Source organism: Reyranella sp. (assembly GCF_044224635.1).
In the GTDB taxonomy this organism is placed as follows: Bacteria; Pseudomonadota; Alphaproteobacteria; order Reyranellales; family Reyranellaceae; genus Reyranella.
This window is the reverse complement of record NZ_JBGAKA010000011.1, coordinates 38647-64154: the sequence shown is the minus strand read 5'-3', so window position 1 is coordinate 64154 and position 25508 is coordinate 38647. Positions and strand designations below refer to the sequence as shown.

General features: G+C 67.7%; 27 protein-coding genes. 11 read left to right on the top strand and 16 right to left on the bottom strand.

Translation table 11 applies throughout. The features are described from left to right. From ACILR9_RS12625 to ACILR9_RS12610, 4 genes are all read right to left on the bottom strand, one after another. Positions 1–1247, bottom strand: a 1247-nt coding sequence (locus ACILR9_RS12625; protein WP_395710285.1) for an adenylosuccinate synthetase, incomplete at its 3' end; no start/stop codon positions are given. 3 nt (positions 1248–1250) lie between these two features. Then, the gene (locus ACILR9_RS12620) at positions 1251–1889 is read right to left on the bottom strand and encodes a toll/interleukin-1 receptor domain-containing protein (protein ID WP_395710284.1); all 639 of its coding nucleotides are present in this window, start codon (positions 1887–1889) and stop codon (positions 1251–1253) included. A 123-nt stretch (positions 1890–2012) separates the two neighbouring features. Then, entirely contained in the window at positions 2013–2786 is a 774-nt protein-coding gene (locus ACILR9_RS12615; RefSeq protein WP_395710283.1) for a class I SAM-dependent methyltransferase, read from the bottom strand. Positions 2787–2824: 38 nt separating this feature from the next. Continuing rightward, positions 2825–4003 (bottom strand): aminotransferase class V-fold PLP-dependent enzyme, encoded by a 1179-nt coding sequence (locus ACILR9_RS12610; RefSeq protein WP_395710282.1) that lies wholly within the window; start codon positions 4001–4003, stop codon positions 2825–2827. Positions 4004–4035: 32 nt separating this feature from the next. Between ACILR9_RS12610 and ACILR9_RS12605 the strand changes: the two genes are divergently transcribed. After that, a complete protein-coding gene (locus tag ACILR9_RS12605) occupies positions 4036–4788 on the top strand; it encodes a M48 family metallopeptidase (RefSeq protein ID WP_395710281.1) in 753 nt (250 codons plus the stop codon). Between the two features lie 39 nt (positions 4789–4827). Here the strand turns inward: ACILR9_RS12605 and ACILR9_RS12600 are convergent, their stop codons facing one another. Both ACILR9_RS12600 and ACILR9_RS12595 read right to left on the bottom strand, forming a co-directional pair. Next, entirely contained in the window at positions 4828–6294 is a 1467-nt protein-coding gene (locus ACILR9_RS12600; protein WP_395710280.1) for an amidohydrolase family protein, read from the bottom strand. A gap of 88 nt (positions 6295–6382) precedes the next feature. Then, positions 6383–7633, bottom strand: coding sequence for an NAD(P)/FAD-dependent oxidoreductase (locus ACILR9_RS12595; protein WP_395710279.1), 1251 nt, complete (start codon positions 7631–7633; stop codon positions 6383–6385). Positions 7634–7689: 56 nt separating this feature from the next. Here ACILR9_RS12595 and hslV point away from each other — a divergent pair, with 56 nt between their 5' ends. Then, complete coding sequence (gene hslV / locus ACILR9_RS12590) at positions 7690–8253, top strand: ATP-dependent protease subunit HslV (RefSeq protein WP_395710278.1); 564 nt, start codon at positions 7690–7692, stop codon at positions 8251–8253. A 7-nt stretch (positions 8254–8260) separates the two neighbouring features. After that, positions 8261–9571 (top strand): ATP-dependent protease ATPase subunit HslU, encoded by a 1311-nt coding sequence (hslU, locus tag ACILR9_RS12585; protein ID WP_395710277.1) that lies wholly within the window; start codon positions 8261–8263, stop codon positions 9569–9571. 148 nt (positions 9572–9719) lie between these two features. Here the strand turns inward: hslU and ACILR9_RS12580 are convergent, their stop codons facing one another. From ACILR9_RS12580 to ACILR9_RS12555, 6 genes are read right to left on the bottom strand one after another with little or no spacing between them, the layout of a single operon-like run. Continuing rightward, positions 9720–9950: a MoaD/ThiS family protein gene (locus ACILR9_RS12580; protein ID WP_395710276.1), complete on the bottom strand. Its 231-nt coding sequence runs from the start codon at positions 9948–9950 to the stop codon at positions 9720–9722. Next, positions 9950–12226, bottom strand: coding sequence for a xanthine dehydrogenase family protein molybdopterin-binding subunit (locus tag ACILR9_RS12575; RefSeq protein WP_395710275.1), 2277 nt, complete (start codon positions 12224–12226; stop codon positions 9950–9952). Before ACILR9_RS12575 ends, ACILR9_RS12580 begins: the two co-directional genes overlap by 1 nt. Then, entirely contained in the window at positions 12223–12708 is a 486-nt protein-coding gene (locus ACILR9_RS12570) for a (2Fe-2S)-binding protein (protein WP_395710274.1), read from the bottom strand. Before ACILR9_RS12570 ends, ACILR9_RS12575 begins: the two co-directional genes overlap by 4 nt. Then, positions 12705–13574: an FAD binding domain-containing protein gene (locus tag ACILR9_RS12565; RefSeq protein ID WP_395710273.1), complete on the bottom strand. Its 870-nt coding sequence runs from the start codon at positions 13572–13574 to the stop codon at positions 12705–12707. Before ACILR9_RS12565 ends, ACILR9_RS12570 begins: the two co-directional genes overlap by 4 nt. 9 nt (positions 13575–13583) lie before the next feature. Further along, positions 13584–14612, bottom strand: a complete 1029-nt coding sequence (locus tag ACILR9_RS12560; RefSeq protein WP_395710272.1) for an LLM class flavin-dependent oxidoreductase — start codon at positions 14610–14612, stop codon at positions 13584–13586. Positions 14613–14634: 22 nt separating this feature from the next. After that, positions 14635–15435 (bottom strand): IclR family transcriptional regulator, encoded by an 801-nt coding sequence (locus tag ACILR9_RS12555; protein ID WP_395710271.1) that lies wholly within the window; start codon positions 15433–15435, stop codon positions 14635–14637. Positions 15436–15617: 182 nt separating this feature from the next. Here ACILR9_RS12555 and ACILR9_RS12550 point away from each other — a divergent pair, with 182 nt between their 5' ends. From ACILR9_RS12550 to ACILR9_RS12515, 8 genes are all read left to right on the top strand, one after another. Next, positions 15618–17246, top strand: coding sequence for an ABC transporter substrate-binding protein (locus ACILR9_RS12550; protein ID WP_395710270.1), 1629 nt, complete (start codon positions 15618–15620; stop codon positions 17244–17246). Positions 17247–17624: 378 nt separating this feature from the next. Further along, complete coding sequence (locus ACILR9_RS12545; RefSeq protein WP_395710269.1) at positions 17625–18641, top strand: ABC transporter permease; 1017 nt, start codon at positions 17625–17627, stop codon at positions 18639–18641. Beyond that, a complete protein-coding gene (locus ACILR9_RS12540; protein ID WP_395710268.1) occupies positions 18641–19534 on the top strand; it encodes an ABC transporter permease in 894 nt (297 codons plus the stop codon). Before ACILR9_RS12545 ends, ACILR9_RS12540 begins: the two co-directional genes overlap by 1 nt. Next, the gene (locus tag ACILR9_RS12535) at positions 19531–20511 is read left to right on the top strand and encodes an ABC transporter ATP-binding protein (RefSeq protein ID WP_395710267.1); all 981 of its coding nucleotides are present in this window, start codon (positions 19531–19533) and stop codon (positions 20509–20511) included. Before ACILR9_RS12540 ends, ACILR9_RS12535 begins: the two co-directional genes overlap by 4 nt. Continuing rightward, a complete protein-coding gene (locus ACILR9_RS12530) occupies positions 20489–21472 on the top strand; it encodes an ABC transporter ATP-binding protein (RefSeq protein WP_395710266.1) in 984 nt (327 codons plus the stop codon). The genes ACILR9_RS12535 and ACILR9_RS12530 overlap by 23 nt, the downstream gene beginning before the upstream one ends. 22 nt (positions 21473–21494) lie before the next feature. After that, positions 21495–21818, top strand: coding sequence for a hypothetical protein (locus ACILR9_RS12525; RefSeq protein ID WP_395710265.1), 324 nt, complete (start codon positions 21495–21497; stop codon positions 21816–21818). 199 nt (positions 21819–22017) lie between these two features. Next, on the top strand, positions 22018–22341 hold the full coding sequence (locus tag ACILR9_RS12520) for a hypothetical protein (RefSeq protein WP_395710264.1): 324 nt from the start codon (positions 22018–22020) through the stop codon (positions 22339–22341). Next, complete coding sequence (locus ACILR9_RS12515; protein ID WP_395710263.1) at positions 22338–23138, top strand: SDR family NAD(P)-dependent oxidoreductase; 801 nt, start codon at positions 22338–22340, stop codon at positions 23136–23138. The genes ACILR9_RS12520 and ACILR9_RS12515 overlap by 4 nt, the downstream gene beginning before the upstream one ends. Positions 23139–23172: 34 nt before the next feature. On the opposite strand, the gene ACILR9_RS12510 is transcribed toward ACILR9_RS12515, so the two are convergent. The 4 genes from ACILR9_RS12510 to ACILR9_RS12495 form a co-directional block, all read right to left on the bottom strand. Beyond that, positions 23173–23508 carry a hypothetical protein gene (locus ACILR9_RS12510; protein ID WP_395710262.1) on the bottom strand — a complete coding sequence of 112 codons (336 nt, stop codon included), beginning with the start codon at positions 23506–23508 and terminating at the stop codon, positions 23173–23175. Positions 23509–23609: 101 nt separating this feature from the next. After that, a complete protein-coding gene (locus ACILR9_RS12505; protein ID WP_395710261.1) occupies positions 23610–24038 on the bottom strand; it encodes a DUF2569 family protein in 429 nt (142 codons plus the stop codon). Positions 24039–24087: 49 nt separating this feature from the next. Next, entirely contained in the window at positions 24088–24231 is a 144-nt protein-coding gene (locus ACILR9_RS12500; RefSeq protein WP_395710260.1) for a hypothetical protein, read from the bottom strand. Beyond that, positions 24228–25478: an MFS transporter gene (locus ACILR9_RS12495; RefSeq protein WP_395710259.1), complete on the bottom strand. Its 1251-nt coding sequence runs from the start codon at positions 25476–25478 to the stop codon at positions 24228–24230. Before ACILR9_RS12495 ends, ACILR9_RS12500 begins: the two co-directional genes overlap by 4 nt. Between the last annotated feature and the right edge of the window lie 30 nt (positions 25479–25508).

Below are 25508 nucleotides of genomic sequence, written 5' to 3'. Positions count from 1 at the left end.
CACCGCTCGAGCAGCTTGCCGAGAGCGGCGCAGTGCGGCCTGCCTTTGGCGTGGATGGACTGCACGCGGACGGCCTCCTCGTCCAGGAAGGCCATCTCCAGCAGCTCGCTCGCCTGGCCGGCAAGCGCTGCAGGCAATCGGTACGCCGTGCAGACCCGCAGGTCACGCAGCGGCAACAGCATGTCGAGCATGGTGACGGCGAGTATGTCGGCACCGCCGTTGCAGGCGAGCGCATAGCGAGTGGCAACGAGATCGAACCAGCCATGGCGCGGCCGGCCCTGCCAGGGATTCTCGCGATTGTGCGCTTCGACGACGTGGCCGAAGGCCTGCTCTTCCTCCGTGACGAACGGGCCGGCACCGTGGCGAAAAGCGACAGCCCGCAAGAGTCCGACGGTGACGAGGCGCGCCGGCGTGTCCAGCGACTCGAGCAGGGCGCGCGTCGGTGCGGCCGTCGTGCGACGGCGCGTTACGTGCGGGAAGAAGCCGTGATCGCGATCGATGAGCGTGCCATGCGAACCTTCGCACATCACAGGCATTCCCCGACCGAGCGCGTTCTCGAGATAGCGGCGGCTGTCCTCGATGACGACCAGCTCGCGGAACATTGTTGCGATGGCGGAAACATCATCGGCCGAGACGGGTCCGGCCTTCAGGGTATCGAGGAAACCGCGCAGCGTGGCGCAGGGTCGTTGGGCGACGATTTCCTCGGCCTGGGCAATCTTGTGCTCGGCGATATGCGCAATCCTGCGCTTAAGGCCGGTGCCGGCCCGGCAGTCCATGACGGTGAGCGAGAGCGAAGGATCAGTGTCGGCATCGAGCACCGTCTCGCCGATGCCGAGTCCCGTGCTGCCGCGGCGACTTTCGCCGGCAGCGATCTCGCGCATCTGGCCGACGATCGCATGGTGCGGCAGCGCGATCCTGGCCGCCGGATCGACGGAGAGCCTCAGCAGCGGCGAGCCACCCAATCGCCTCTCGAGATCACGCGCCTCGCGCAGCAGACTGGCCGGCTTGAGCACGAAGTCCGGCCCGAGCTGGGTGCGGGTGGTCGGCGACTGATGGCTGGCGAAGCAGCTCGCGGCGTGCTCTCCCTGCTCGGTGACGACGTGATGGACCGAATTGGGGCCGCCGCTGTGGCGATAGACCATGTCGATGCCGAGCCTGTGGCAAAGCAGATCGGCAATCGCCCCCTTGCCGCCGTCACCGTAGCCGAGGTCGGTGACGATCAGGGCGAGTGGTGCGGCCGAACCCATCGATCAGATCCGGACGTGTCGCCGGATGGCTCGCAGCAGGTTGCGAAAGCATGGCTCGGTCGTCGACCCGGAATAGCCGGAGAAGTCGGAGTAGTGCAGGCCGTTGAACTCGGTCGGGATCTCGACCAAGTCGACCGCGTCGATCGCGAGCGGCACGAGATTGCCCTTGTGCAGACCGACCCGCCATTCGCTCTTGCACCATCGGCTCTTGAAGCTCTCATGCGAGAAGCAGGCGACGATCGCCTTGGCGGCCTTCAACCGGCTATCGATGATATCGGCGAACTCTTCGCCGGCGCTCAGCGATTCGATATCGAAGAATACGGAGTAACCCAGCTTGACCAAGGCATCTCGGATCGGAAGAACGGCAGACCTGCGGACGCTGGCATAGGACAGGAACAGGTCCGGGACTTCCGGTTCCGCAGTCTCGGCGGTGGCCGGCGGACGATACGCCTTCTGATCCGGCGGCTTCTGGCCCTGCGTTTGGTCTGGGTGGTTGCGGGCCAGAATGTCGGCAACGAGCTCGGTCAGGGATTCGGTGTTGCCCGGTTCGGGCAGGCTCACCTGATCCGGCGTCGCAAGAACCTTCTGCGCGCGCTTCAGGTCTTCCTCTTGTCCGGCCTCGTAGGCAGCGGGACCACCCATTTCGTCACTCCGGATGCCGTGATCCAGCGCGATGTCGCCAAGGCCATGCTCGCAAATGGCTTGAGCAACCGCAACCAGGGGCGCATGCCGGCGGCAGGTGACGAAAACCGGCCGTTCTGGCGCTCAGGCGATGGCGCTCCACACGGTCCAGCGGTCGCGCTCGACGATCGGGCCATTGGCCGGCAGCCGTGCCTCGACATAGCCGATCAGCGTCTCGAGCTCGCGGTCGTCGAGATCGTGCAGGAGCGATCGCCCGGTACGCCCCGCCAGATCCTGGCGCAGGAGATCGCGCGCCGAGTAGGTCTTGCGCACCTCCCACAGCGGGCGGCTTTCGATCACGCGGAAGCCCGTCGCGTCGAGGGCGGCGCGTACCGCGGCATCGGTCGGCCGGCGCGCGTTCTCGACCGCGCGCAGGCGCGGGAAGCATTCGAAGAAATAGCCCCGCAAATGCTCGGCACTGCCGGGCAAGCCGACGTCCTTCGGGGTGCGGTCCTGGACGATCAAGATTCCGCCGGAAACCAGCACGCGACGGGCCTCGGCGAAGCATGCCTCGTAGCCCGGCAGATGGTGGATCAGCGCCCGCTCGAACACGATGTCGGCGCTGTGCGCCGGCAGCCCGGTGGCCGTCGCCTCGCCGCGATGAAAGGAGAGGTCGGACAGTCCAGCCGCCTGCTCGCGTGCCGCTGCGACCATCTGCTCGGAGAAGTCGATGCCGACCACGCTGACCGCGCCGAGCTCGTGCCAGCCCAGCGAATAGATCCCGCCGCCGCAGCCGACATCGACCACCCGCTTGCCCACCGGATCGACGATGCCGCGCATGGCATCGCTCCAACCCGACGATGCGTGCCGCCCGGTGTAGGTCGTGCGATTGGCCTCGGCGTGAAAGTCGATCGTCATGGCTCTTGTTTACACCTCCCCAACTTCGTCGGGGAGGCTTATCTGATCGTCCTTTCCAGCGCCGCCACGAACCGATCGAGCTCCTCCTCGGTATTGTAGACATGGACCGACGCCCGCATGACGTTGACCAAGCCGCGCCCCTTCAAATCCAGGCGCGAGGAGAACTGTGTCGAGACGGTGACGTTGATCGCCTGGGCGCGCAGCCTGTCGCGCAGGGCGACGTGGTCGGCGCCGGCAACGGCGAAGGTCACGATCGCGCCCTTGAGCTCGCCCAGGTCGGTGAGGGTGACGCCCTTCACCGACGCCAGCCGGCGGCGCAGGCCGTCGGCCAGTGCGCGCAGCCTGGCCCAGATCGGCTCCATGCCGAGTTCATTGGCCTGGTCGGCGGCAACCTTGAGGCCGATCACGCCGGCGAAGTAGCGCTCCCAGTTCTCGAACCGGCGGGCATCGTCGCGCACCGTGTAGGCATTGTCGTCGGTCCACTTGGCGGCGTGGTTGTCGAGGAAGATCGGCTCGATATGCGCGGTCGTTGCCTGCCTTGCATAGAGGAAGCCGGTGCCACGCGGCCCGCGCAGATACTTGCGGCCGGTCATCGACAGGAAATCGCAGCCGATCCTGTCGACGTCGACCGGCAGCTGGCCGACCGACTGGCAGGCGTCGAGCAGGTAGAGCACACCGGCCTGCTTGGTGATCCGGCCGATCGCCTCGGCCGGCTGGACCAGGCCGCCCTGGGTCGGCACGTGCGAGATCGAGACCAGCCTGGTGCGCTTGTCGATCGCCCGCTCGAGGGCGCCGAGGTCGATCTGGCCGTGATTGTCGTCCGGCACCACGACGATCTCCGCGCCGGTCTTCCGCGCCACCTGCAGGTAGGAGATGTAGTTGGAGGAGTATTCGCTGACGCAGGTCAGGATGCGATCGCCCGGCTTGAAGTCGAGCGAGTAGAAGGCGAGGTCCCAGGCGCGGGTGGCGTTCTCGACGAAGGCGATCTCGTCCGGCGCGGCGCCGATCAGCCGGGCGATCGCGGGATAGAAGCCTTCGAGATCGGCATGGGCCTTGGCCGCCGCCTCGTAGCCGCCGATCTCGGCCTCGAGCCGGAGGTGATCAAGCGTGGCGTCGAGCGTGCGCTTGCTGGGCAGCGCCGATCCCGCGGCGTTGAGGTGCAGCACATGAGCGCAGCCGGGCGTTTCGGCGCGCAGTCGGGCGAGATCGAGGCTCACGTCAGTTGGTCCCTTGCTGTATGATGCGATGCATGTCGCTGTCCGGCGCGGTGCTCCGTTTCGTCCTGCCTAAAGCGGTGCCCGAGCCCGAGCAACTGAGCATTGCTCATGCCGGCGATGTCCTGCCCGTCACCTTCGTGCGCAGCCGCCGCGCGCGCCGCGCGTCGCTCAGGGTCGACGCTGCCCGGCGGCGCATCGTGCTGACGGCGCCGCTGCGCATGGCCCGCGGTACCGCGATCGACTTCGCGCACGCGCAGGCCGGCTGGATCGCCGCACGTCTCGAGCGGCTGCCGATGCCACGGCCCTTCGTCGACGGGGCCGAGCTGCCGCTGTTCGGGGCGCCGCATCGCATCTGCTATCGCGGCGATATGCGCGGCACGGTGTGGCGCGAAGGGGACGAGATCCATGTCGCCGGGCAGCCCGAGCACCTGCCGCGCCGCCTGCGCGACTGGCTGACTGCCGAGCTGCGCCGCCACCTGGTGCCGCTGGTGCACGAGAAGGCGGCCAAGGCGGACCGCCGGGTCAAGCGCATCAGCTTGCGCGACAGCCGCTCGCGCTGGGGGAGCTGCGGCCCCGACGCCACCTTGTCGTTCTCGTGGCGCCTGGTCTTCGCACCACCCGACGTGATCGACTATCTCGCCGCGCACGAGGTGGCGCACCTCGTCCATCTCAACCACAGCCCGCGCTTCTGGGCGGTGGCCCGCACCCTGTGCGACGGCCCGATCGAGGTCCCCCAGGCCTGGCTCAGGCGCAACGGCGAGACGCTGCTGCAGTACGGGACGTGATCAATCTCCTCCCCAGCGACGCTGGGAGGAGGGGATGGACTACTCCGCCGCGGCGCGGGCCGGCGCGACGTTCAGCACTGCGGCCGCTTCCTTGGCGACCGACGTGCCGTCGAAGAAGTGCGGGTTCTGGGTGCCCCACAGGCGGACGGCGTTGGCGAAGGTGAAGTCGCGGAAATCGTCGGCCGTGATCAGCTCGTCCTCGACCAGCTCATGGGCTTCCGGCACCGGGCTCAGCATGTCGGGCACGTCGAAATGGCCGATGTCGGAGCTGAAGATCGCGTTGATGCGGGCGCCGAAAGGATTGGCCTTGCCGAACGCCGTGACGTTCATGCGGTCGTCGGCCTCGCAGCCGAAATAGTACGGCTTGGCGTAGAGATCGACCCAATCCTCCTTGCGGCTGATCTCGCAGGCCGCGAAATCGTCGTGCACCGGCACGCCGCCGGTGAGGTTGTCCTCCTCCCATTGCGGCCAGCCGTCTCGCCGGCCGAGCTCGGCCGCCATGTCCTCGTAGCCGTACTTGTCGACCAGGCTCTTGAGCAGCTGCCGATCGAGCTTCCTGGGATCCATGTAGGCCAGGCCCTTGGCGCCGCGCCGCTCCCAATGCTCGATCAGGTCGGCGAAGAGCTGGCAGCCCCAGCCGACGCCGCCTTCGAGGAAGGCGAAGCGCAGGTCGGGGAAGCGCCGCGTCACGCCGCCCAGGAACAGCCCCTTGGCGATCGCATGACCGGCGGCGGCGAAGTGGCCGATATGGTTGAAGGTGAAGTTGCTGGGCGAGTTGCGCAGGCCGAAGCCGCGGCCGCCGGCATGGAAGGTCGGCGCGATCGCCAGCTCGCGGCAGCGCTGCCAGACGGCGTCGTAATTGTAGTCGCTGTCGATGCCGAGATTCTCGTAGGTCACCGAGAACCGGCCCATCGTCGGATCGAGGCCCTCGGCGAACGGCATGCGCCGCGGGAAGCTGCCGCCGAACATGGCGACCTTGGCGCCGAGCTGTTTGGTCACGAAGTCGAGCTCGGCGATCGCCTCCTCGGGCGTATGCATCGGGATCACCGCGGCCGGGGTCAGCCGGTCGCTGAGCTTGGCGAAATAGTCGTGCGTGACGATGTTGAAGCCGCGGATCACCGCGCGCCGCGTCTCGCCGTCGGCGATGCGCGGAATGCCCAGGCCGGCCGTCGGATAGATGATGCCGAAATCGATGCCGAGCTCGTCGAGCCGATCGTAGAGCATGCGCGGCATCATTGCCGTGGCGCGATCGCGCGTGTTGGTCGACTGCCGGCCCCAATAGTTCTCCATGGCGATGCCGCGCTGCTTGCGCTCGGCGATCGACAGCGACAGCGACTCGGGGACGCGGCGCTGCGAGGCCAGGTAGCCGTCGGCCGCCTTGTCGCCGGCAAGCTTGCGCATGCGCTCGGCGAATACCGGGTTGTACTCGACCCAGTGACCGTCGGCATCGATGATGGGATGCTTCAGCCCTGAACGAACGTCTGCGGGGCTGCGATGAGAACTCATGCTTGCCTCCAAGGTGCGTCTTCGCCAGTCGACGGCGAAGGCTAGTCCTCGCGGCAAAGCTGTGCAACGCCCCTGACCGACCAGGCCCCTATCCGAAGCGGCCGGGATCGCAGGGCTGCAAGGCGCCGGGCAGCGGCTCGCCAGCCATCTGGCGGGCGATCAGCCGGCCGGTCGCGGTGGCGAGCGTGAGGCCGACATGCTGATGGCCGTAGCCGCAATAGACGTTGGCCAGCCGCGGCGCCCGGCCGATCGCCGGTCGGAAGTCGGGCAGGCTCGGCCGTTCGCCGATCCAGCGGCTCTGTTCGGTGCCGCCGACGCCGGGGAAGACTTCCTTGAGATGGCGCACCAGCAGGTCGGCGCGCGACCAGGTCGGTGGCTGGTGAGGCGCCGCCAGCTCGACGGTGCCGGCGAGCCGCAGGCCTTCCTCCATCGGCGTGATGAAGAAGCCGCGCTCGGCCGGGCTGACCGGCAGATCGAAGCGCACATTATCCGGCGCCAGCATGACGTGATAGCCGCGCTCGGCGACCAGCGGCGCCTTGAAGCCGAGCAGCCGGGTCAGCTCCCCGGAAGCGCGCCCGGTGGCGATCACCACCGCTTTGGCGGGCAGCGTCTCGCCGGTGGTCTGCACCGCGCTGACGCGATCGCCGTCGCGCTCGAAGCCGCGCACGCGGCTGCGCAGCACCGTGCCGCCTTCGGCGGCAAAGCGCTCGGCGAGTGCCGCCACCACGCGGTACGGATTGATGGTGTGCATGCCGTCGGGATAGTAGACGCCGCGCACGATGTGGTCGGCCAGACCGGGCGCCATCTCGCGGGCGCGCTTGCCGTCGATGACCTCGAACACGGTGCCCTTGGCCGTCTGCAGCGCCCGCTCCTCCGCGCCGTCGGCGAAGGAGGCCTCGCTTTCGTAGACGTAGAGCGCGCCACGGCTCCTGAACAGCTCGCCCAGGCCCGATGCCTGGATCTCGGTCTTCCAGGCGATGTTGGCCTCGGCCATCAGATGGCCGAACGAATCGACGCCTTTGCGGACCTCGGCGTTGCTTGCCGCGGCGCGCGCGAAGCGCATCATCCACGGCACCAGCCAGGGCAGGCTGGGCAGATGGATCGTGAGCGGGCTGGCGCGGTCGATCAGCATCCGCGGCACGCGCCGCAGCACCGACGGCCGGGCGAGCGGCAACAGATGGTCGATGGCGACGAAGCCGGCATTGCCATAGGAGGTGGCGCGGCCGGGCTCGGCGCTGTCGATCAGGGTGACGGCATGACCGTCGCGCTGCAGGGCGCGGGCGGTCGCGGTTCCGACGATGCCGGCGCCGATGACGATAACGGGGTGCTGCTCGCTCATGGCGCGACGTTAGCACGTGATTGATTTACGCCGGTTATTGACTATTTACGGGGGCCATGTTTTCCGCCTCCCCCGACAATTCGCAGTCACCCGGCTGGCACGCCACCACCATCCTGTCCGTCCGCAAGGGCGGGCAGGTCGTGATGGCCGGCGACGGCCAGGTTTCGATGGGCCAGACCATCGTCAAGGGCAACGCCAAGAAGGTCCGCCGCCTCGGCAACGGCCAGATCGTGAGCGGCTTCGCCGGCTCGACGGCCGACGCCTTCACCCTGTTCGAGCGCCTCGAGAGCAAGCTGGAGCGCCATCCCGGCCAGCTGCTGCGCGCCTGCATCGAGCTCGCCAAGGACTGGCGCACCGACCGTTACCTGCGCAGGCTGGAGGCGATGATGGCGGTCGCCGACAAGGACGTGTCGCTGCTGCTCAGCGGCTCGGGCGACGTGCTCGAGCCGGAGGGCGGCGTCATCGCCATCGGCTCGGGCGGCAACTACGCACTGGCCGCGGCGCGCGCGCTGATCGACGTCGAGGGCCTCGATGCCGAGACGATCGCCCGCAAGGCGATGAACATCGCCGCCGACATCTGCGTCTACACCAACCACAACCTCGTCATCGAGAAGCTCTGAGAGCGCAATGAGCAACGACTTTTCCCCGCGCGAGATCGTCTCCGAGCTCGACAAGCACATCGTCGGCCAGCAGGACGCCAAGCGCGCCGTGGCGATCGCCCTGCGCAACCGCTGGCGGCGCCTGCAGCTGCCCGAGGCGCTGCGCGAAGAGGTGCTGCCCAAGAACATCCTGATGATCGGCCCGACCGGCTGCGGCAAGACCGAGATCGCCCGCCGCCTCGCGAAGCTCGCCAACGCGCCGTTCCTCAAGGTCGAGGCGACCAAGTTCACCGAGGTCGGCTATGTCGGCCGCGACGTCGAGCAGATCGCCCGCGACCTGATGGAGGCCGCGCTCGACATGTCGCGCGAACGGCTGCGCAAGGACGTCCGCGCCAAGGCCGAGCTCGCCGCCGAAGATCGCGTGATCGACGCGTTGTGCGGCGCCAACGCCAGCGAGGAGACGCGGCTGCGCTTCCGCCACAAGCTGCGGGCCGGCGAGCTCAACGAGCGCGAGATCGAGATCGAGGTCGCCGATGCCGGCGCGCCGCTGCAGTTCGAGGTGCCCGGGCAACCGGGCGCGTCGGTCGGCATGATCAATATCGGCGACATGCTGGGCAAGGCGTTCGGCGGTCGCACCAAGAAGAAGAAGATGACGGTGGCCGGATCGCACGCCACCCTGATGCGCGAGGAGAGCGACAAGCTGCTCGACCAGGAGAGGGTCGTGCGCGACGCCCGCGAGTCGGTCGAGCAGAACGGCATCGTGTTCATCGACGAGATCGACAAGATCACCGCGCGCAGCGAGTTCCGCGGCGGCGGCGACGTCAGCCGCGAGGGCGTGCAGCGCGACCTGCTGCCGCTGATCGAGGGCACGACGGTGAACACCAAGCACGGTCCGGTGAAGACCGACCACGTGCTGTTCATCTGTTCCGGCGCCTTCCACCTCGCCAAGCCGTCCGACATGCTGCCCGAGCTGCAGGGCCGCCTGCCGATCCGCGTCAGCCTGGCGTCGCTCAATCAGGAGGATTTCCGCCGCATCCTGACCGAGCCCGAGGCGAGCCTGGTCAAGCAGTACAAGGCGCTGCTGGCGACCGAGAAGGTCGATCTCGACTTCAAGCCCGACGCCATCGACGAGCTGGCGAAGCTGTCGGCCGACATCAACGAGACGGTCGAGAATATCGGCGCCCGGCGCCTGCACACGGTGATGGAGAAGCTCCTCGAGGAGATCAGCTTCACCGCCTCGGACAAGCCCGGCCAGAAGATCGAGATCGACGCCGCCTACGTCCGCGAGCGCGTCGGTGCGCTGGCGAAGAACGCCGATCTGAGCAAGTTCGTGCTGTAGCTCTCTTCTCCTCCCCAGCTTCGCTGGGGAGGTGTCGCGTCATACGCGACGGAGGGGTCATGAGTCATGGGAGAGGGTTGAGCCTGAGGCTCATGACCCCTCCGTCGCCGAAAACGGCGACACCTCCCCAACTGCGTTGGGGAGGAATTTAGCCCCCATGCAGATGGTCGAACAGAATCACCTGATCGCCGGGTGAGAGGGTCGTCGAGAACGACACGACCTGGCCGTTCACCGCCACCGCCCAAACGTCGTGCGCGAGGGCGAGCTGGGCCGTGAGGTCGTCGATGGTGGCACCGTCCGGGACCTCCACGGTGGCGGTGTCGACGCCGCCCGGCAGGAAGCGGCGCAGATTGCCCCAGGCCCGGACGGTGACTTCCATCATCCCGCCTCGTCGAGCCGGGCGAGCGCGATCTTCTCGGCGGTGATCGGCAGGGTCTGCACGCGCACGCCGGTGGCGACGGCGATGGCGTTGGCGATCGCCGCCGGCGGCTGGATGCAGGGCGGCTCGCCGACGCCCTTGGCGCCGTACGGTCCGTTGACGCTCGGGCTTTGCACCAGGATGGATTCGATGCGCGGCGCGTCCATCGCCGTCGGCATCTTGTAGTCGGTCAGGTTGGCGTTCAGCACGCGGCCGTCCCGGTAGACGATCTCCTCGCTCAGCGTCTGGCCGATGCCCTGGGTGACACCACCCTCGATCTGGCCCTCGATGTAGGTCGGGTTGATGGCGTAGCCGACGTCCTGCACCACGACGTAGCGGTTGATCGACACCTCGCCGGTGACGTCGTCGACAGAGAGATCGACGGCGTGGGCGTGGTAGCTCGGGCTGGTCCAGGCCGGCAGCGGATGGTTCTTCACGCGGCCCGGATCGAAGGTCGGCATCGGCTGGATCACCGTGCCGTGCGAGATCAGCCCGCCGCCCGAGCGCAGCGACGCCGCGGCGATGTCGGCCAGGGTCAGGCGCTTGTTGCCCAGCACCACCGCCTTGCCTTCGAGCCGCATGCCATCGACCGGCACCTGCCACTGCTGGGCGGCGATCTCGAAGACCTGACGCCGCAGATCGGCCGCGGCGACGCGACAGGCATTGCCGACCGAAAAGGCCGTGCGGCTGCCCTGGGCGCCGTAGTCGAACGGCGTCGACTCGGTGTCGACGTCGGCCACGCTCACGTCGGCGAGGTCGATGCCGAGCTCCTCAGCCAGCACCTGCGCGGCGCCGGTGAGGGCGCCCGTGCCGATCTCGACCGCGCCGCTTACCAGGGTCACGGTGCCTTCGGCATTGATCTTGACGTAGACGCCGGACGAGCCACCGGTTGTCATCCACCAGCTGCAGGCGATCCCCTTGCCGCGCCCGCTGCCAGGCTTTCGGTCCTTCCAGCCGATCGCCTCGGCGGCGCGCGTCAGGCACTCGGCGATGCTCACGCTCGCCAGCTTTTCGCCGGCGGGCCCGCTGTCGCCCTCGCAAAAGGCGTTGCTGAGCCGCATCTCGAGCGGATCGAGGCCGAGATCGTCGGCGATCATGTCGATCTGCGATTCGACGGCGAAGTTGGCCATCGGCCCGGCAGGCGCGCGGAACGAGCCGGTCGCACCCTTGTTGGTGTAGACGGCGATGCCTTCGAGTTGGAGGTTGGCGGTGCGGTAGGGGCCGTTCAGCACCTGCAGGGCGACAGCAGCCGTCGCCGGCCCGGAATTGGCGTAGGCGCCGCAATCGATGATCACCTGTCCCTTGCGTGCCAGCAGCGTGCCGTCGCGCGCGACGCCGGTCTTCAGGGTGACGATCGTCGGCTGGCGCGGATAGGCGTCCAGAAGCTCTTCCTCGCTGGTGGTCATGACCTTGACCGGCCGCCGCGACTTGCGCGCCAGCCAGGCGGCGAAGTGCTCGACGCCGACCCGCAGCTTGCCGCCGAAGCCGCCGCCGATGCCGGGCACGATCACGCGGACCTTGCCGGCCGGCAAGTCGAGCACCTCGGCCAGCATGTTCTTCATGTCGAAGGGCAGCTGGGTGTTGGTCCACACGATGACGTCGCCGTTGCCGTCCCAGCTCGCGACCGCGGCGCGCGGCTCGGTATAGCCGGGATGCACGAGCTGCGAGGTGAAGCGATGCTCGTAGACGCGATAGGACGCGGCGAAGCCCGCTTCGACATCGCCATGGCCGAGCGAGCAGCGGCCCGGCACGTTGCCGTCGCGCGCGAACACCGGCAGCGCCTGGTAGCTGTTCCACTGCGGATGGACGAGCGGCGCGGAGTCGGCCATCGCCGCCTCGGGGTCGAACACCGCCGGCAGCTCTTCGTACTCGACCTCGATCAGGCCGATCGCTTGTGTGGCGATCTCGAGCGTCGTCGCGGCAACGGCGGCGATCGCCTCGCCGACGAACCGCACCTCGCCGTCGGCCAGCATGGGGCGATCCTTGATCGCCGTGCCGAAGCGGATGATCGGCACGTCGCGTGCCGTCAGGATGGTGCGCACGCCGGGCAGGGCGAGTGCCTTGGCAACATCGAGCCGCACGACGCGGGCGCGCGCGACCGGGCTGCGCAGGATCCGGGCGAACAGCATGCCGGGAAGGACGAAGTCGGCGGCATAGACGTGCTTGCCGGTGACCTTGCCGACGCCGTCGAGGCGGCTCAGTCGCTTGCCGGCCACCCGATGGTCGTAGCCACTCATGGTGCCGACTCCAACCGGCGCGCCGCCAGGGCGACGGCGTCGACGATCTTCTGGTAACCGGTGCAACGACAGAGCGTTCCCGACAGCGCTTCGCGGATCTGCGCCTCGCTGGGCTGCCGGCCGCGACACTCGTCGAGGAACGACTTGGCCGTGAGGATCATCCCGGGGATGCAGTAGCCGCACTGCACGGCGCCGCATTCGATGAATGCCGTCTGCAGGGGATGCAGATGCTCCGGATCACCCAGGCCTTCGATGGTGGTGATGGCGCGGCCTCGACATTGCCGGGCGAGCAGGATGCACGAGTTGACCGCCTTGCCGTCGAGCAGCACGGTGCACACGCCGCACTCCGCTTCCAGGCAGTTCTCCTTGGTGCCGCCGAGCCCGAGCTCGCCGCGCAGCACCTGCAACAGCGTCCAATGCGGCTCGACCATCACCTGGTAGCTTTCGCCGTTGATCGTGAGCTCGAGGGGGCTGCGGGTCATGCGCCGGCTCCTTGCATCCGGTCTCGGCAGGCTGTCAGGGCGCGCTCGACCAGAGCCGCGACGAGCAGCGTGCGATAGCGGGCCGAGGCGCGCACGTCGCCGATCGGCACCGCGGCCTTCGCCGCCAGCCGGCCCGCTTCGACAAACGATGTCCCGTCATCCCCGCGTTCGGCGACCAGCGCCTCGGCTCCGACCGCGCGGAACGTGCGCGGCGCCGCTGCGCCCACGGCAATGCGGACCTTGCTGAAGCCGTTGTCCGGGCCGCGGACGAGATGGGCGGCAACGCAGACGACGGAAATCTCCATGGCCTTGCGGCGTCCGGCCTTGAGGAATGACGTGGCGCTCTGCGACGGCGGCCTTGCGAACCTGACCGCGGTCAGCACCTCGTCGATTTGCCGCTCGGTGCGGCCGCGGTCGAGCAGGAAGCGGTCGAGCGGCAGGCTGCGCGTCTGCGCCGGACCCTGCAGGTCGATCGTGGCATCGAGCGCGAGCAGGGCGGGCACGAGGTCCGCCGCGGGCGACGCATTGACGATGTTGCCGCCGACCGTCGCGACGTGGCGGATCTGACGGCCGCCCACGACGGCCGACGCCTCGGCGAGGGCCGTCAGCTGGTGCTGGAAGCCGGGGTGGAAGACGACGTCATTGTGGGTCGTCGTGGCGCCGATCGTGATCTCGTCCGCTGTCTCGCGGATGCCCTCGAGGCCGAGGCTGCCCAGGCTGATGACATGCTGCGGCGCCAGCCGCTTGCGGTTGATCTGGATGATCAGGTCGGTGCCGCCGGCAATGAAGCGAGCGTCCTCGCCGTAGCGATGGGCGAGCGCGATGGCGTTCGCCACGCTGTCGGGCTGGTGGAAGGCGAAGCCCATCGCAGGCTCTCAGGTCTGCTTCTTGACGCGCGGCCAGATGGACGCGCCGAATTGCACCAGGGTCTGCTCGGCCGAGCCGCCTTCGGGAGCGAACGGCATGATGGTGAAGGCATCGACGCCGGCCTTCTTGAGCTTGACCATGTGGTCGACGATCTCGTCCTCCGTGCCCGACAGGGTGAAGGCGTTGACGTGGCGGTCGGTGACCAGCGGCAGCAGCGGCGCATAGGGCGCGGCACCGGCGGCGTAGGCGACGTTGGCCAGCGGCGTGGTGGCCGCGGCCGGCAACGTGAGGCCGCATTTCTCGGCGGTCATGAACTTGAGCCGACCGGCCGCCAGCATGCGGGCGACGAAGGGACGGACGGCGTCGCGCGCCTTCTTGCCGTCGGCGGCGACGCAGGCATTGAGGCGGGCGACGACCTTGACCGCGGCGGGATCGCGGCCGCGCTTGCGGGCACCCTGGGCCAGCACCTCGCGGAACGCCGCAACTTCCTCGACCGAGCCGCAGCCTTCCATGATGGCGCCGTCGGCGATGCCGCCGGTCATGCGCTGACCGAGCGGACCGTTGCTCGCGACATAGACGGGAATGTCGGCACGCACGGGCTTGAAGCTCAGCTTGCCGTTGGCGAACGACACGACCTCGCCCTGATAGTCGACCGACTCGCCGCGCAGCAGCTTGCGCACCATCTCGATCATCTCGCGCATGGCGATGGCCGGCTTCTTGCGGACTACGCCGAGCTCGGCGAAGCCCGAGATGCCGGCGCCGACGCCCAGGACGGCGCGCTGGTTCGAGATCTCGTCCAGGGTGGCGATCGCCATCGCGGTCAGCGCCGGATGGCGGGCGAACGGGTCGGTGACGCAGGTGCCGAGCTTCACCCGCGTGGTGTGCTGCGCCAGCACCGCCAGGCAGGAATAGACCTCGCGGTAGAAGCGCTCGTCGGCGACCCACAGCGTATCGTAGCCGTTGGCCTCGGCCAGCTTGGCGCGGTCGATCATTTGCGCGATCGGGACGTTGCCCAGCATCAACAGGTCGAGCGACATCGTCGGCAATCTCCTCCCAGACTTACGCAGCCTCGACCCACGACGGGGCGGCGTAGCTCGCGAATCGCGGCACCATCCAATGGTCGTCGTCGAACTTCATCGCCAGCTCGCAGCCGGCGCGCATCAGCAGGGTGACGATGCGCGACTTCTCGTTGGCCGAGATCATGGCGGCCGAATAGGAGATGCAGATCGCGACCGTCTCGCCGTTCTCGCGGTCGTGCACCGAGATGGCGAGCGATTCGACTCCCGGGAGGCATTCGTCCGTTACCTGGGCCCAACCGCGTTCGCGCACGGTCGCCAGCGCGACCAGCAGGTCGGCAATCGTTTGCGGCGCATGCGGCGACGGCGGCTCGAGCGGCGCCTTGTGCAGGGCGCGCACGGCCTCGTCGTCCAGGCGCGCCAGCAGCGCGCGACCGCTCGCCGAGGCGAAGGCGGGCAGGCGGTCGCCCGGCGACGTCACGACGCGCAGGGCGCGCGTACCATGCCGCATCCTGAGCCCGAGGATCTCCGGTCCGTCCAGGATCGCGACATAACCAGTGTGGCCGGTCGTCTTGGCAAGCTGCGCCAGGGCCTCGTCGGCCATCACGCTAAGGGTCGAGTTGCTGCGATGGCGCCGCGAGGTCTCGAAGATCAGGTTGCCGACGCGGTAGCCGGCCTTGCCCTCGAGGCTGGTGAGCAGCCCTGCCTGGGCCATCGACTTCAACAGGCGCGACACCGAGCTCTTGGGCAGCTTCAGGAGCTGGGACGCTTCCGTCACCGACAGCACGCTTCGCTCCGCCGTAAACAACCGCAGCAGGCGGGAGACATTCTGGATCGTGCTCATGTCACCCGCCTCGTCCGTTCCAAAGATTCTTGTCGAACTCTCATTTTCGGGACGAATCTTAGAGCATTGAGAGACATAGGCAAGTAAACGGCGTGCCTCGTGTCAAAATTGGACCAGTCGTTGACAATAGTGGAACACGTGGGAAAATTGCTGTCTCGGGGGGCTTGGAGGAGGGACTAGGGATGGGTTCACGCACGGATCGGCGGACCTTCTTGAAGGCGTCGGCCGGCGCAGGCGCGCTGGCACTCGGGGGCATCGGAACTCGATCTGCATCGGCGCAGGCGCCGACGACGTTGACGGTGGCATGGGACACCGACATCGACAGCCTCGACCCGCATGTCTTCAAGTCGGTCGGCGGCTATGCCGTCCAATGCAACATCTACGACCCGATCCTGTCGTGGAAGGTGAAGCCGATCGACGGTATGCCGGGCGTGTCGCGGTCGTTCCCGGGTGATTTCGAGGGCAGCATCGCCGAATCGTGGGCGTTCGAGCGCGACGGCGCGTCGATCGCTCTCAAGCTGCGGCCCGGCATGAAGTTTCCCAGCGGCCGGCCCGTCACGGTCGAGACGGTCAAGTATTCGCTCGACCGCGCCCTGCAGTCGCCGGGCTACATGCGCTTCATCATGCCGCGCATGCTGCGCATCTCGAAGCCGGAAGACATCGTCGTGCGCGACGACAGCACGATCGTCATCAACATGGCGGGGCCGACGCCGCCGCAGATGCCGCTCAACCTGTTCTCGCTGATGACCATCACCGCGCTCGATCCCGAGCTGGTCAAGCCCAACGCGACGGCGGCCGATCCGTGGGCGGCCGAGTGGGCCAAGCGCAATGCGGCAGGCTCTGGACCTTTCGAGCTGGTCAAGAACACGCCCGGCGTCGAGGTGGTGCTGCAGGCGCGCAAGGATCATTGGCGCGGTGCGCCGGCCTTCCAGCAGGTCGTCTTCAAGTTCGTGCCCAACGAAGCCGATCGTGTGCTGTTGCTGAAGCGCAAGGCGGTCGATCTCGTGGTCGGCCGGCCAGGCCTGTCGCCGCGCAGCATCAAGACGTTCGAAGGCGACAAGAACTTCAAGATCGTGTCGATCCCCGACACGACCTGCCACTGGCTGGCGATGAACCAGACCAAGGCGCCGCTCGACAACGTCAAGGTCCGGCAGGCGATCAGCTATGCCATTCCGGTGGCCGCGATCGTGCCCAACGTGCTGCAGGGCTATGGCTCGGCCATGACCTCGCCGCTGCCGTCGCTGATGCCGGGCCACGATAATGCCCTGTCGCCCTACAAGTTCGATCTCGACAAGGCGCGGGCCCTGATGAAGGAGGCCGGCGTGACGCAGCCGGTCACGCTCGATCTCGCCGTGCGCATCGGCTGGCAGCCGCACGAGGAAGCCGCCGTGTGGATCCAGCGCGAGCTGGAGAAGGTCGGCTGCAAGATCAACATCACGCGCCAGACCGATGCCACCTTCCGCCAGCTCGCCTCCAAGGGCGACCTGCAGCTCTCGATCGAATCCTGGCAGTCGTGGGTCAACGATCCGTTCTTCCACCTGGTGCCGCTGTTCCACAGCACGTCGCGCGGCACCAACACGGCGTTCTACAAGAACCCGGCGCTCGACAAGATTCTCGACGAGAACTACCACGAGGCCAATGCCGACAAGCGGCTCGCGGCCGCCAAGGCGGCGCAGAAGATCGTCATCGACGACGCCGTGTGGGGCATGCTGTGGTACGACAACTGGACCCGCGTCATGCGCGCCGACCTGGTCGGCATCGAGAAGCGCTGGGACACGTTCGAGCGCTTCAATGCCATGAAGTTCGGCTGATTTCGTTTTTCCTCCCCGGCTCCGCCGGGGAGGTGTCGCCGTCATGCGGCGACGGAGGGGTCATGACTCATTGCCGGGAGCGCGCCACTCCGTGGCGCTCATCTCATTCTCCTCCCCAGCTTTGCTGGGGAGGTGTCCGCGTAATCGCGGACGGAGAGGTCAGAGGCCCCAGTCCCGCTGCTCATGACCCCTCCGTCTCAGATTACCGAGACACCTCCCCAGCTTCGCTAGGGAGGAGAATGAAGATGAGCGCCACGGGAGTGGCGCGCTCCCGGCAATGACCCCTCCGTCGCCGAGATCCTTCGCTTCGCTCAGGACAGGCGGCGACACCTCCCCGGCGGAGCCGGGGAGGAATCTGAAGTCGGTGCGGAGCCGCCGGTGACGTTTCTCGGCTACTTCCTGCGCCGCCTGGCTCTCGTCATTCCGACGCTGCTGGGTGTCACGATCATCACCTTCACGCTCACCTATCTGCTTCCCGGCAATCCGGCCGTGGTCAAGGCGGGGCCGCTGGTGCCGCCCGAGGTCGTCGCCGAGCTCGAGAAGGCAATGGGGCTCGATCAGCCGGCTTGGGTTCAATACTGGCGCTACATGAGCGGCTTGCTGAGCGGCGATCTCGGCACCAGCGCATCGACGGGCCGTCCCGTCCTGGAAGATTTCACGCAACGCCTGCCGGCGACGCTGGAGCTCACCCTGGCGAGCCTGCTGATCGCGCTGGCGATCGGCATTCCGCTCGGCGTTCAGTCCGCCGTCCATCGCGACACGGCGATCGACCATATCGGTCGCATCGTCGGCGTCGCCGGCGTCGCCATGCCGACCTTCTGGACCGGCCTGCTGGCGATCTACGTCTTCTTCTATCTGTGGGGGGTGGCGCCGCCGCCGCTCGGTAGGCTGGGGGCCGGAATCGAGCCGCCGCAGGCCATCACCGGCCTCTATGTCGTCGACAGTCTGCTGACGGGTAACTGGACGGCGCTGGCATCCGCGCTGCACCAGCTCATGCTGCCTGCCGTCATCCTGGGCCTCAGCGTGATGGCGCCGATCGCCCGCATGGTGCGCTCGACCATGCTGGAGATCCTCGAATCGGATTACATCAAGGCGGCCTGGGCGGCCGGCATCCCGCGACGCCGCGTGATCTATGGCGATGCGCTGGGCAATGCCCTGATCCCAGTCGTGACCATCCTCGGCCTGGTGTTCGGCTTCCTGATGGCCGGCAACGCGGTGGTCGAGAGCGTGTTCGCCTGGCCGGGTATCGGCAACTACGCCATCACCTCGCTGATGACCAAGGATTCCGGTCCGATCCAGTCCTTCGTGCTGTTCGTTGCCCTGCTGTACGTGATCGTCAATTTCGTGATCGACATCGTGTACGGCGTGATCGACCCGCGCATCCGGCTCGAGTGATGGCCGACGCCGTCCGCTCTCCTGCACCGTGCCCGAACGCCACGGCGGCCGCGCTGCGGCTGGTCTGGCGGAGGATCAAGCGCAACTGGCTCTCCGCCATCGCGCTCGCCATCATCGTCGCCATGATCCTCGCCGCCCTCTTTGCCCCGTGGATCGCGCCTTATGACGCCGACGAGACCGATCCGGCGGCTGCCCTGCAATCGCTATCGCTGCATCATCTGCTGGGCACCGACATCTACGGCCGGGACTTGCTGTCGCGCATCATCTTCGCCGCGCGCGTCGATCTCGCCGTGTCGTTCGGGGCAACCGCGCTGGCGCTCGCCATCGGCTCGACCATCGGCGCGCTCTCGGGCCTGTACCGCGGCTGGGTCGACCTGATCATCATGCGCTGCGTCGATTCGGTGATGGCCTTCCCGGCCTTCATCCTGGCCATGGCGATCACCGCGGCGCTCGGCAACAGCGTCGGCAACGTGCTGGTCGCCATCGCGATCACCCAGATTCCCACCTACCTGCGGCTGGTGCGCGGCGAGATCCTGCGCATCCGTGAGATGGAGTATGCCGACGCCGCCCGGGTCGTCGGCAATCCGCCGTGGCGCATCGTGTTCATCCATCTGCTGCCCAACTGCCTGCCGCCGATCATCGTGCAGGCGACGCTCGCCATGGGCTATGCGCTGCTCACCATGGCGGCGCTGTCGTTCATCGGCCTCGGCATCCGGCCGCCGCAGAGCGAATGGGGCTCGATGACCGCCGAAGGCGCGCAGTACATCGTCACCGGCGAATGGTGGCTGTTCCTGTTCCCGGGGCTCGCCATCGTGATCATGGTGCTGGCCTTCAACCTGGTCGGCGATGCGCTGCGCGACTTTCTCGACCCGCGCATGCGGGGCGTGCGGTGAACGCCGTCGTCGCGGTCGAGGACCTGGCCGTGCACTTCGCCACCGACCATGGCGAGGTCGAGGCGGTCGACGGCGCCACCTTCGAGGTGCGGGCCGGCGAGATCCTGGGCCTGGTCGGCGAATCGGGCTCGGGCAAGTCGGTCACCGCGACGGCGATCCTGCAGCTCATCCGCAAGCCAGGCCGGCGCGTGCGCGGCCGCGTCGTCTTCGAGGGCCGCGATCTGTGCGGCCTCGGCGAACCCGAGCTGGGCCATATCCGCGGCGCCCAGATCGCCATGGTCGCCCAGACGCCGCGCACCTCGCTCAATCCCTTGCTCACGGTCGGCGAGCAGGTCGCCCGGCTGTTCGCTCTGCACGCCGGCCTGTCGAAGGCCGAGAGCCGCAAGCGCGCCCTCGACATGCTGCGCCTGGTCGGAATCCCGGAGCCGGAACGCCGGGCGCGGCAGTACGCCCATCAGTTCTCGGGCGGGATGTGCCAGCGCGTGATGATCGCCATGGCGCTCGCGACCTCGCCGCGCCTGCTCATCGCCGACGAGCCGACCACCGGTCTCGACGTCTCGACCGCGGCGCGCATCCTCGATCTCCTGCGCGATCTTGGCGCCCGCACCGGCGCCTCAATCCTGTTGATCACCCACGATCTCGGCGTGGTCGCCGAGACCTGCCGCCGCGTCGCCGTCATGCATGCCGGGCAGGTCGTCGAGGTGGCGCCGGTCCGTTCGCTGTTCGCGCGGCCGTCGCACCCCTACACCCGCGCCCTGGTCGCTTCGATCCCGCGCATCGACCGGGTGGTTCGCATGGAGCCTGTCCCCGGCGCGGTGCCGTCGCTGCTCAACGCGCCGCCGGGCTGCCGCTATGCCGGCCGCTGCCGGTGGGTCGAGGCGCGCTGCCGGGAGACCAAGCCGGACATGAAGGAGATCGCCGTCGATCATTTCGTCGCCTGCTATGCCGTCGAGGATGGCCGTGCCGACGCTCTGTGAGGTCGAGGACCTCAACGTCCACTTCCCGCTGCGCGGGTTCAGCGCCTGGCTGCGCTCGCTCCAGGACGGCAAGCCACCGATCGTGCGCGCCGTCGATGGTGTTTCCTTCGCGGTCGAGGAGGGCACAACGCTCGGCCTGGTGGGCGAATCGGGCTGCGGCAAGTCGACCGTGGCGCGCTGTCTGGTGCGCCTCAACCGGCCGACGGCGGGACGGATTCGCTTCGCCGGCACCGAGATCACCAACCTCGACGACAGCGCCTTCGAGAAGATGCGGCCGCATCTGCAGATGGTGTTCCAGGACCCGACAGCCTCGCTCAACCCACGGCTCAGCGTGCGGCGCACGGTCGAGGAGCCGTTGAGGCTGCATACCGAGCTCGCTGCCGCCGAGCGGCGCCGGCGAACCGAAGCCGTGCTCGAGGAAGTGGGTCTTGGCGCCGATCTCGCCGACCGCTATCCGCACGAGCTGTCGGGCGGCCAGCGCCAGCGCGTCAACATCGCGCGCTCCCTGGTGACCGGGCCGCGCCTGGTGGTGCTCGACGAGCCGACCTCGGCGCTCGACGTATCGCTGCGCGCCCGGGTGATCCTGCTGCTCGAGGAGCTGCGCCAGCGCCATGGGCTCTCCTATCTCTTCATCTCGCACGATCTGGCGACGGTGCGTTACCTCGCGACCCGCGTGGCGGTGATGTATCTCGGGGTCATCGTCGAGGAGGCGGACGCCGCCGAGCTGTTCGCCCATCCCGCCCATCCCTATGCACGCGCGCTGCTGGCGGCGGTGCCGATCCCCGATCCAGACGCGCGGCGCGATCCGTTCACGCTATCGGGCGAGATCCCGAGCCCGATCGACATTCCGTCCGGTTGCCGCCTGCGCAGCCGCTGTCCGCTCGCCCGTCCAGTCTGCGCCGAGCCGGTGCCGGTGCGCGAAGTGGCGCCCGGGCATCGCGTCGCCTGCCATCTCGTCTGACCGTCGATCCAGGAGGAAACCCATGACCGTGGTTCGTTATGTGCTCGTCGCCCTGAAGCCCGGCGTGCCGATCGACGAGTTCGAGCGTTTCGAGCGCGAGGTCGACTACGTCAAGGCGGCGCAGAATCCCTCGATCGTGAGCTACCGCACGCATCGCATCACGGGCATGGACATGGGCATCGAGGGCGGCCCGTGGGACTTCATGGAGCGGATCGAGGTCACCAGCCGCGCCGACTATGAGAAGCAGGCGGCGACCGGCAGCAAGGAATTCCTCGACTTGCTCTACACCAAGTATCTCGACCGCTCGAGGACGGTGGCGCTGTGGTCGGATCTGATCGAGCCGTGATTTCTTCTCATTTTTCCTCCCCACGCTTTGCGTGGGGAGGTGTCCGCGTCTTCGCGGACGGAGGGGTCATGAGCGTCAGTGGTGGTGCTCATGACCCCTCCGTCGCCGTAAGACGGCGACACCTCCCCAGCGAAGCTGGGGAGGAGGGATGAGATCGGATCGGCGTGCTCGCAGCGATGCGTTTCAGGGGAGAAATGACATGGCAATCGTGAGATATGTGCTCGCCGCGCTGAAGCCCGGCGTCAGCCGCGAGGATTACGAGCGCTACGAGCGCGAGGTCGACTACGTGGTGGCCGGCAAGCTGAAGTCGATCATCAGCTACCGCACCCATCGCCTGACCGAGGTCGTCGGGCAATTCGGCGGCGGGCCGTGGGACTATCTCGAGCGCATCGAGATCACCGACCGCGCCGCCTACGAAGCCGAGATCGCCACGCTGGGCAAGGACCTGATCTCGGAGCTTTACGACAAGTACCTCGATCGATCGAAGACCAAGTCGGTGTGGACGGTCCTGGTTGATCCATGACCGAGCCAGACAAGACCGACCTCGTCGCGACCTTTGCCGGCAAGGTCGTGCTGGTGACCGGCTCCTCGTCCGGCGCGGGCGTCAGCATCGCGTGCGAGTTTGCCCGCCATGGCGCCCGCGTGGCCGTCCATTGCCGCTCGAGCATCGAAGCGGCCGTGGCCGTCGTCGGCCGCATCAGTGCCGCAGGAGGCGTGGCCCGCGCGTTCAATGCGGATCTCGCCCAAAGCTCGGCGCCCGATGCGCTGGTGTCCGCGGTGGAGAGCCGCCTTGGGCCGGTCTCGATCCTGGTCAACAACGCCGGACCGTTCGCCGACGCGCCCTATCGCACGCTGGCGCCGTCCACCTGGGACCAGATCATGGCGGTCAATCTGAAGGCGCCTTATCTGCTGGCGCAGCGGGTCGTGCCGGGCATGGAGAAGCTGGGCTGGGGCCGCATCGTGAATGTTGGTGCAACGTCGGGATTCGTGCGGACGCACTCAGTGTACGGATTGGCGAAGGCGGCGCTGCTCCATCTGACCCAGAGTCTCGCGCTCGAGCTGGCGCCGACCATCACCGTCAATGCCGTTGTGCCGAGCCAGATCGCCAGCGCGCGCACCGACGCGATGCCGGTCTACAAGAACGCGGCGATCGCCGGCACGCCGCTCGGTCGCCTGGTGACCGAGGACGAGATCGCGCGCATGGTCGTGCTCGCCTGCTCGCCGGCCTTCGATTTCGTGACGGGGCAGACGATCGTCATGGATGGCGGCCGCACGCTGCCGCGCTTTCCGCGCATCGGCCTGACCGACGGCGAGGCGTGAAACGCCTCGCCGTCGCCGCGATCGGTGCCGGAGCCTACTGCTCCTTGATGTTGCCGGTGGCGTCCAGCAACACGGCGACTTCCTGATTGTTCTTCACGGCTTTGGCCGACCAGTTGCCGGCGGCGTCGCGCGACAGGCTCTTCACGCCTGTGTAGCCCTTGGCCTCGATGGCGGCCTTGGCCGAGCTGGCGGTCGTCGGTGCCGCCTTGGTGGTGCCCGGCGTGGTCATGCCCGGCGAGGTGCCCGTTCCGCCGGGCATCGTGCGCGTGTCAGGGGCCGTGGGGATGGTCGGGGTCGTTGGTGTCGTCTGGGCGTACGCCACGCCTGCGGCGGCAATCAGGGCGAGGGTAGCCAGGGTCGTGCGGAGCATGGTCGTCCTCCTTCCTTGGTTGTCGGACGGGAAATGAACGCCGCATCCGCGCATTGCGTGACAGGCCTGCCGCGGAATCTTGCTGCGACCTCGTGTCCGAATCAGGTCACGAAGGTATTGCGAACGCGCACCGACTGCAGCGTGTAGGCGCTCCACACGATCGCCGCCGTCACGTGGCCGACCATCTCGCCCGACTCGAACCAGATCGAGCGTGTCGGTCCGATCAGGAAACGCGTCACGGCGAAATCGACGAGGTGCAATAGGGCGATCGTCCACAATTGCATACGCAGCATGAACGGAAACGCCTGGCGCCGGCGAAACAGCAGGAGCGTCGTGTAGAGGAGCAGGGTCACCGTCACGAGATTGGCCATCAGCTCGTAGCCGATGACGATCGGGCTAAGGACAAAGAGACGCTCGGCAGCGGGGAGCAACCGGGCGAGCGCCACGGCGTGAAACAACAGGCCCCCGACCTGCAGGACGGCGAGCAGGAGCAGCCAGCCGGCAATCCCCGTCAGTTCCCGCTGCGCCATTGACCTCTGCCTCCGCGACTGCAACGCGACGCCGAGGCATCATAGCGGACTACAAACAGTACGCAGCGACCAGATCGACAAGGTAGGCCGGACCGTTCAGGCCCCACATCAGGAACGACACGGCGATCACCGCCAACAGCAGGCAGGCGCTGCCCCACGCCAGCAGGGAGCGCCAGCTGCCCGCCGCGGTCATGCCGGCTGCGCCACAAGCGCCGCCGGCCGCGACAGGCGCTGCTCGACGATCGGCCAGTGCATCAGGGCGGCAACGAGTCCGAGCGCGATCGAGATCCACCACATCGTGTCGTAGTTGCCCTGCAGGTCGAACAGCCGTCCGCCGCCCCAGCCGCCGAAGAAGCTGCCGACCTGATGGCCGAAGAACACGATGCCGTTCAGCATGGTGAGATGCACTGGCCCGAAAATGTAGCCGACCAGCGCTGTGGTCAGCGGCACGGTGCCGAGCCACAGGAAGCCCAGCGCAGCGGCGAAGGCCAGCACCGACGCCGCCGACAGCGGCATCAGGATGAAGGCGAGGAACACCGCCGAGCGCAGCAGATAAAGCAGGGTCAGCAGGTTCTTGCGCTTATGACGGGCACCCAGCGAGCTCCAGATCACCGCCCCGGCAATGTTGAAAAGGCCGACCATGCCGATCGCCCAGCCACCCAGCTCGGACGGCGAGAGGCTTATGCCGAACAGCGAGAGGCCGACGCCCTTGTCGGAGATATAGGCCGGAAGATGTCCGCCCACGAAGGCGACGTGGAAGCCGCAGACGAAATAGCCCGTCACCAGCAGCAGGTAGCTGCGCTGGGCAAAGGCCTCGCTCAGGGCTTCGCCGGCAGTCTGGTTGCCGCCGGAGGCCTTGCGCGCCGCCGCGATCTGGCTCTTGTCGTTGAGCCCGAAGGCCAGCAGGATCATCAATACGGAAAGGATGGTCAGCGCCCACATGGTCGGGCGCCAATCGCCGAAATAGTTCTGCAGCACGGCGGCCAGCGGCACGATGAAGAACTGGCCGAACGAGCCGCCGGCCGAGCACAGTCCGACGGCGAGGGCCTGCTTCTCGGGCGGCGCCACCCTGAGAATGACCCCCAGCACCGGCCCGAAGGTGGCCGCCGATAACCCCACACCGACCAGGATGTTGCCCAGCAGAAGCATGAACTCGTCGTGCATGGTCGCCGTCACGATCATGCCCAGGACATAGAACACGCCGCCGCCTGCAATGGTCACGGCCGATCCGAAGCGGTCGCACAGACGCCCGGAGAACGGGGCGATGACGCCCATCAACAGCATGGACAGGGCCGTGCCGAGCGAGAACAGCTCGCGGCCGACATGCAGCTCGGCCGAGACCGGCTTGAGGAAAATCCCGAAGCTTTGACGAACGCCGAGACCGATGGTGAGGACGAGAAAACCGCACCACACGGCGGTCCAGTAAGAACGGGAATTCATGGCCGGGAACTTGTGGCGGCGCGAAGGCCA